This window comes from Kitasatospora sp. NPDC036993 (genome assembly GCF_055607525.1).
In genome coordinates, this window is sequence record NZ_JBVJRP010000010.1 from 127,037 (window position 1) to 133,189 (window position 6,153).

The following is a 6,153-nucleotide window of genomic DNA, read 5'->3' on the forward strand; positions in this document are numbered from 1 at the left end:
CGGAACCTAGCGTCGATCCCATGAAAAGCAACCGCCGTATCAGCGCCGTCGCGGTGCTGGCGCTCGCCGCCCTCGTCGCCGGAACCGGCGCCGGGTTCGCCGCCACGACCACACCGTCGGGCACACCGGTGGCCACGCGCGCGTTCGACACCGCACCGGCCACCGCCACCGCCACCGTGCCCACGCCGTCCTTCCACGGCACGCTCCCCGCGCCGACCGGCCCCTACGCCGCCGGCGAGGACGTCATCCACGTCACCGACGCGAGCCGTCCCGACCCGTGGGTGCCGTCATCCGGCCCCCGCCAACTGACCGTCACGATGCTCTACCCGGCCGTCCCCGGGACCGGGACTCCGGCCCCTTACATGACCCTCGGCGAGGCAGCCGGAATCCTCCAGCGCCGGAAGCTGCCGACGAGCTCCGGCGTCACCCCGCAGAACCTTTCCGGCGTCACCACGCACGCCTTCGACGGCGCGCGGCCGCGGAGCGGCAAGTACCCGCTGGTGGTCCTCTCACCCGCGCACGAGGACCCGCGCATGACGCTCACCGCGCTCGCGACCGACCTGGCCAGTCACGGCTACGTCGTCGCACTCGTCGGCCACACCAACGAGGACAGCGGCGAGACGCTGGCGGACGGCCGGACGTCGCCGTGCGCGGTCTGCGACGACCCGACGCTCGACTTCGACTCCCTCGCCGCCGGCCGCGCGCTGGACGTGTCCTTCGTGATCGACCGGCTGACGCACGGCAATACCGCGTGGCGCCTGGCACACCTCATCGACAAGCACGAGATCGGCATGGCCGGACACTCCATCGGCGGAGCGGCGTCCGCCGCCACGATGATCGCCGACCCGCGAGTACGGGCCGGAGTGAACATGGACGGCTCCTTCCACCCGGCCCCGGTGCCCGGCCGGATCGACCGGCCGTTCCTCATGCTGGGTGCGGCCGCCACCCACCCGGACGGCGGCCACGACACCACGTGGGAGCAGGCCTGGGCCGCCCTCGGCGGCTACAAGAAGTGGCTGACGGTCGCCGGCGCCGACCACTTCAGCTTCAGCGACCTGGACCTGCTTCTGGAGGAGGCCGGGTTCCCGACGCCGCCCCTCTCCCCGGAGCGCGGGCTGGTGATCACCCGCGAGTACGTGACGGCGTTCTTCGACCGGACGCTGAAGGGGATCCGCAGTCCGCTGCTGGACGGCCCCTCGCCGGACAATCCGGAAGTGCTCTTCCAGCACTGATGCGGCGCCGCGCTGATCCTTCCGGCGGCAGGGCCTGGCGTCGTGTTCGTCGTCGGCCAGGACGAAGGTGCCGATGGCCGCGGCCGGTTCGTCGCGGGAGGCGAACCGGCCGCGGCGCGGTGGACGCCGGGTCAGGGCGGCGACGGACCTGCGGGTCTGCCTCCACCGGCTGGAGGAGCGGCGCTCCCCCGCACCCGTCGACCGGTTGCCCGAGCTGTGGCGCCAGGCGGCCCGGCCCGTGCGGCGGCTGCCGCACGGGCCGTCTTCTCGCGCGGGTCAGGGTGTGGCCGGCGCCGTACGGGACGCCTGGTGGCGTGCGCCGGTGACGATGAGTGAGACGTTCTGCCCGCCGAAACCGAAGGAGTTGCTGAGCACGGCTTCCTGGGGGGCGTCCCGTCGCTCGGCGACGACGTCGAGGCCGATGTCATCGCCGACGCCGGCCGCGGTGAGGTTGCGGGTCGGCGGGATGACGCCGTGCTTCACGCTGAGGACGGCGATGAGCGCCTCGACGGCGCCGGCGGCACCGAAGAGGTGTCCGAGCGCCGCCTTGGGCGCCGTCACGGTGGCGTGGCCGAAGACCTCCCTGATCGCGCGCGCCTCGGCGGTGTCGCCGACCGGGGTTCCGGTGGCGTGGGCGTTGATGTGGCTGATCTGCCCCGGAGCCAGGCCGGCTTGCGCGAGGGCCTTGCGCATGGCGGAGATCTGGCCGGATCCGTCGGGAGCGGGCGCGGTGATGTGGTGGGCGTCGGCGGCGATGCCGGCGCCCGCGATGACCGCGTGGACGCGGGCGCCCCGGGCGGCGGCGTGTTCGGCGCTTTCGAGCACGACGACGGCCGCGCCTTCGCTGAGGACGAATCCGTCGCGGTCGGCGGCGAACGGCCGGGAGGCCGAGGCGGGTTCGGCGGTGTGCCGCGACAGTGCCTTGGCCTGGGCGAAGCCGGCGACGGTGATCGGGGTGATCGCGGCCTCGGTGCCACCGGCGATGACCACGTCCGCCTCGCCGGCGCGGATGAGCCTGGCGCCCAGGGCGATCGCCTCGGCGCCGGAGGAGCAGGCCGAGACGGGCGTGTAGACCCCGGCCCTGGCGCCGTACTCGATGCTGATCAGCGCTGCCGCCGCGTTGGGCATGAGCATCGGGACGGTGCGTGGTGAGACGCGCCGCGTCCCGGCCGTCTCCAGCGCGTCGTCTTCCTTCAGCAGGGTCCGGATGCCTCCGATGCCCGTGCCGATCGCCGACGCGAGCCGGTCCGGGTCCACCCGCGGGGCGCCGGCGTCGGCCCAGGCTTCGGCCGCCGCGGCGAAGGCCGCCTGCTGCGAGCGGTCGAGCCGCCTGGCCCGCACCGGCGAAAGCGACCGGGCGGGGTCGGCCGCCATCGTCCCCGCGACGGTGTCGGGCAGGACGACGCCGCGGATGCCGGACTCACCGGCGAGCAGGGCCTCCCAGGTGGACTCCACGTCCGCGCCCAGTGGCGTGATCGCGCCGAGTCCGGTCACGACGACTTCAGTGCGGTGCATGTCCTTGGCCTTTCTTGTATGCGATACAAACGAACGCGGCCAGTTGTATCACATACAATTCAGGCGTGGAGAAGAAGCGAAGCGAAGCCCGGCCGACGTCAGCGCGATCAACGCCGGTCCGGTCGGCCTCGGCCCGGGCGACGCCGGTCCGGTCGACCTCGGCCCGGTCGCGTGACCGCGGCCGCGCGACGAGGCGCCGGCTGATCGAGGAGACCGCACGGCTCTGCAAGGAGCGGCCCGGCGCCGAGGTGAGCGTCGCGGAGATCGCGAACGCGGCAGGCGTCTTCCCCAACCAGGTCACCTACTACTTCGGCTCCAAGGACTCGCTGCTCGTGCACGCCGCCTTCCTCGGCCTGCTGCACGACGCCCGGCGGATCGAGCGGATCGGCCGCCAGGCCCCCGACGCGGCGGCGTTCCGGCGCAACGTCGCCCGCGCCGTCCTGGCCATGCCCTCGCTCCCGTCGGTCACGCGGGCACTCGCCGCCGGGATCTCCAAGCCCGAACTCGCCCCCGTGGTCGACCGGCACCTCCAGCTGCTGTTCCGGCAGTCCGAGCGCTTCGTGGGCCAGCTCATCGACAGCCGTGGCTGGAAGACCCGCAGGCCGCTCGGCGCGGAGGCCAGGACGTTCTGGAGCACCGCGCTCGGCGCCGTGCTGCTCGTCCGCGCCGGGGCACACGGCACCGTCGCCGACCTCGACCTCGCCGGAGCGCTGACCGTCCACGACGAACCCGAGCACGGCTGACGAAGCCGAACGGGCCTGCGGCACGGACCCTCGCGGGGTCCGGCGGCGGGCCTCCTCGGCCGGACCTGTCGAAGGAGCGTCACAATCCCAGAAATCTGGGATTGTGACGCACGACGGGTGACGGCAGGATCTCCTCGGCAGGAACGCCGGAGCACCCTCGGCACAGTATCTGTCAGGTACCTGACATATCGGCGGCCGTCACAGCGACCGCTGGGCACGCCCGTGTTCCACGGTGCCCCGCTCTCGGACTTCGGTGACGTGGATGCGCCAGCCCCCGCCCGCTCCCTCTTCGGCCCCTAGGAGTCCGCAGTGATCCGCCTCGCTTCCCGCCGACGTGCCGTGATGCCCGTCGCCGTAGCGCTCTCCGCCCTCGTCTCGGCCGGCGTGCTCGGCGCCGGGACGGCCCAGGCGACCCCGCTTCCGAAGCCCCCGACGACCACCTGTAATCCCAGCGTCGAGCCGACGTGGGTGGACATCATGTCCTACCGGGTCGACCCGGTCATCACCGACTACCTGTCCCTGTACATCGCCGACGGGACGACCGGCCAGCGCACCGACTCGCTGACCAACACGGACTCGGTGAGCACCACCGTCAACAACAGCACCGAGATCGGCGCGAGCCTCTCCGTCCTGTTCGTCAAGGTGGAGGCCAAGGTCGGCTTCTCCGTCATGAAGACCACGTCGACCACGAGGACCTCGCAGATCACCACGACCTGGAACTTCAACAAGCCCGGCAAGTACGGCATCTACCGGGGCACCCGCAAGGTGCAGGGCGAGTGGGTCAAGTACCTCTGCGCCGAGACCAGCCCGACCACCGGCGTGTGGATCAACGCGCTCAGCGGTGGCTCCGGTTCCTTCACCACCTTCGAGCCCCCGGAGATCGGCACCGTCTCCTGCACGACGCAGGAGCCCGCCGGCACGTTGCGGCGGGCCGTCCAGATACGAGTGGGCTGCTGACCGGACCATGGAACACACCGAGGAGAACAGCATGACCAGCAGCACGGCGCACCCTGTCCGCCGACCCGCCGCGCGTTCGGCGGGCGCCGCCCGTACGGTGGCCCGGGCGGTTCGGACGGCAGTCGCCACCGTCGCCGCGGTGGCCCTGCTCGCGACGCCGGCGGTGGCGGACACCGGGAGCGGGGCCGCTCCGGCCGGAGCACCCCAGGGCTTCTACACGTACGACTGGAAGGGCTGGAGCTGCGAGAGGTCCTACAGGATCAACACGCCCACTCCGGGCATGGTCCTGCAGTACGACAACGCGTCCGACAACAAGGCGGTGCTCCAGAAGCAGTGGACGGGCGCGGACAACCAGCAGTGGGATGTCTGCCAATGGCCCGGCCCGGTGGAGACCGCCGACTACATCCTGAAGTCCAGGGTGGACGGCCGTTGCGTCACCCTCTGGGAAAGCTACCAGGAGGAGGGCTACTGGTTCTCCGTCTTCGACTGCGAGAGCTCTCTCACACAGAACCAGAAGTTCTGGATCTCCCGCGACCCGGGATCCGACAAGGTGATGTTCCAGGTGCTGCACAGCGGTATGTGGATGGCGATCCAGGGCCCGTTCGCGGCGGACGGCTCGCACGTCAGCCAGTACCTGAACCGCGCCACCGCCTTCTCCCTCCAGAAGCTCTGACCGACAGCGACAGCCCGCACCGGGCCTGAGCAGCTCCGCCGCACGCCCCTGGCACCACCCTCGCCGCAGCGGCCTCCGGGGTGGTGTCAGGAGGAGGAGGAGGAGCGTTCGTCGTCGCGGCCAGGTGGTGTGCAAGACGACGGGTGGGCCCTGGCGGCTGGTGCGCCAGGGCCCACCCGTCCGTCGTTCACCCGCTACGGCTGAACCGGGAGCTCGCCCGCTTCAGGACCGGGCCGCGCCGGTGCTGCTTGGTGTCGCGCACCGGGATGGTGCCGGCCGGAGTCCGGCCGGTCTCGGCTCAGTTGCCGATCTCGCTGCTGCTGTCACTGGACTTGGCCCAGCTGTGGCCGCCCTGGTCGAGGGTGGTGCCGTCGTGCATGGTCGTCTTCTCAGCTGCCCCTGGCGTGACTTGTTCGTCAGGCCTGCCAAGTCGCCGCCCAGCCCTTCCAGTTCTGGGCCAAAAACCGCAGGCCCGGGCCATGAACGGCCCGGGCCTGCGGTTCAAGGCGCTGGATCAGACATCGCCGAACTCGCCGCTGCGGACGGCGGCGACGAACGACGTCCAGGCCTCGGCTCGGAAGACGAGCGCCGGGCCCTGAGGGTCCTTCGAGTCACGGACAGGAGCGAGACCCGGGAAGTCGGCGGTGACCTCCACGCAGTCACCGCCATTGTTGGAGTACGAGGACTTGGCCCAGGAGGCGCCGGTCAGATCTGCCCGGTCAGCCATGACGCCCCTCTCAGACATCGCCGAACTCACCACTGCGGACGGCGGCGACGAACGACGCCCAGGCATCGACTCGGAAGACGAGCGCCGGGCCCTGAGGGTCCTTCGAGTCACGCACAGGCATCAGGTCACGAGAGCCGCGCGCGACCTCAAGGCAGTTGCCGCCATTGTTGGAGTACGAGGACTTGACCCAGCAAGCGCCGGTCAGATCTACCCGGTCAGCCATGACGCCCCTCTCAGACATCGCCGAACTCACCACTGCGGACGGCGACGACGAACGACGCCCAGGCATCGACTCGGAAGACGAGC

At 71.4% G+C, this 6,153-nt stretch carries 7 protein-coding genes; 4 read left to right on the plus strand and 3 right to left on the minus strand.

Annotated features, from left to right (window positions below):
* Positions 1-20 precede the first annotated feature (20 nt).
* Positions 21-1,232, plus strand: coding sequence for an alpha/beta hydrolase family protein (locus tag ACZ7C5_RS22185; RefSeq protein WP_470323285.1), 1,212 nt, complete (start codon positions 21-23; stop codon positions 1,230-1,232).
* Positions 1,233-1,508: 276 nt separating this feature from the next.
* On the opposite strand, the gene ACZ7C5_RS22190 is transcribed toward ACZ7C5_RS22185, so the two are convergent.
* Complete coding sequence (locus ACZ7C5_RS22190) at positions 1,509-2,747, minus strand: beta-ketoacyl-[acyl-carrier-protein] synthase family protein (RefSeq protein ID WP_470323286.1); 1,239 nt, start codon at positions 2,745-2,747, stop codon at positions 1,509-1,511.
* A gap of 65 nt (positions 2,748-2,812) precedes the next feature.
* Here ACZ7C5_RS22190 and ACZ7C5_RS22195 point away from each other — a divergent pair, with 65 nt between their 5' ends.
* The 3 genes from ACZ7C5_RS22195 (at position 2,813) to ACZ7C5_RS22205 (ending at position 5,120) form a co-directional block, all read left to right on the plus strand.
* Positions 2,813-3,490: a TetR/AcrR family transcriptional regulator C-terminal domain-containing protein gene (locus tag ACZ7C5_RS22195; RefSeq protein WP_470323287.1), complete on the plus strand. Its 678-nt coding sequence runs from the start codon at positions 2,813-2,815 to the stop codon at positions 3,488-3,490.
* Between the two features lie 342 nt (positions 3,491-3,832).
* Positions 3,833-4,447, plus strand: a complete 615-nt coding sequence (locus ACZ7C5_RS22200) for a hypothetical protein (RefSeq protein WP_188295167.1) — start codon at positions 3,833-3,835, stop codon at positions 4,445-4,447.
* A gap of 31 nt (positions 4,448-4,478) precedes the next feature.
* Positions 4,479-5,120 (plus strand): RICIN domain-containing protein, encoded by a 642-nt coding sequence (locus ACZ7C5_RS22205; RefSeq protein ID WP_401089485.1) that lies wholly within the window; start codon positions 4,479-4,481, stop codon positions 5,118-5,120.
* Between the two features lie 514 nt (positions 5,121-5,634).
* Here ACZ7C5_RS22205 and ACZ7C5_RS22210 read toward each other — a convergent pair.
* Both ACZ7C5_RS22210 and ACZ7C5_RS22215 read right to left on the minus strand, forming a co-directional pair.
* Complete coding sequence (locus ACZ7C5_RS22210) at positions 5,635-5,847, minus strand: DUF397 domain-containing protein (protein ID WP_470323288.1); 213 nt, start codon at positions 5,845-5,847, stop codon at positions 5,635-5,637.
* Between the two features lie 10 nt (positions 5,848-5,857).
* The gene (locus tag ACZ7C5_RS22215; protein WP_470323401.1) at positions 5,858-6,136 is read right to left on the minus strand and encodes a DUF397 domain-containing protein; all 279 of its coding nucleotides are present in this window, start codon (positions 6,134-6,136) and stop codon (positions 5,858-5,860) included.
* Positions 6,137-6,153 lie beyond the last annotated feature (17 nt).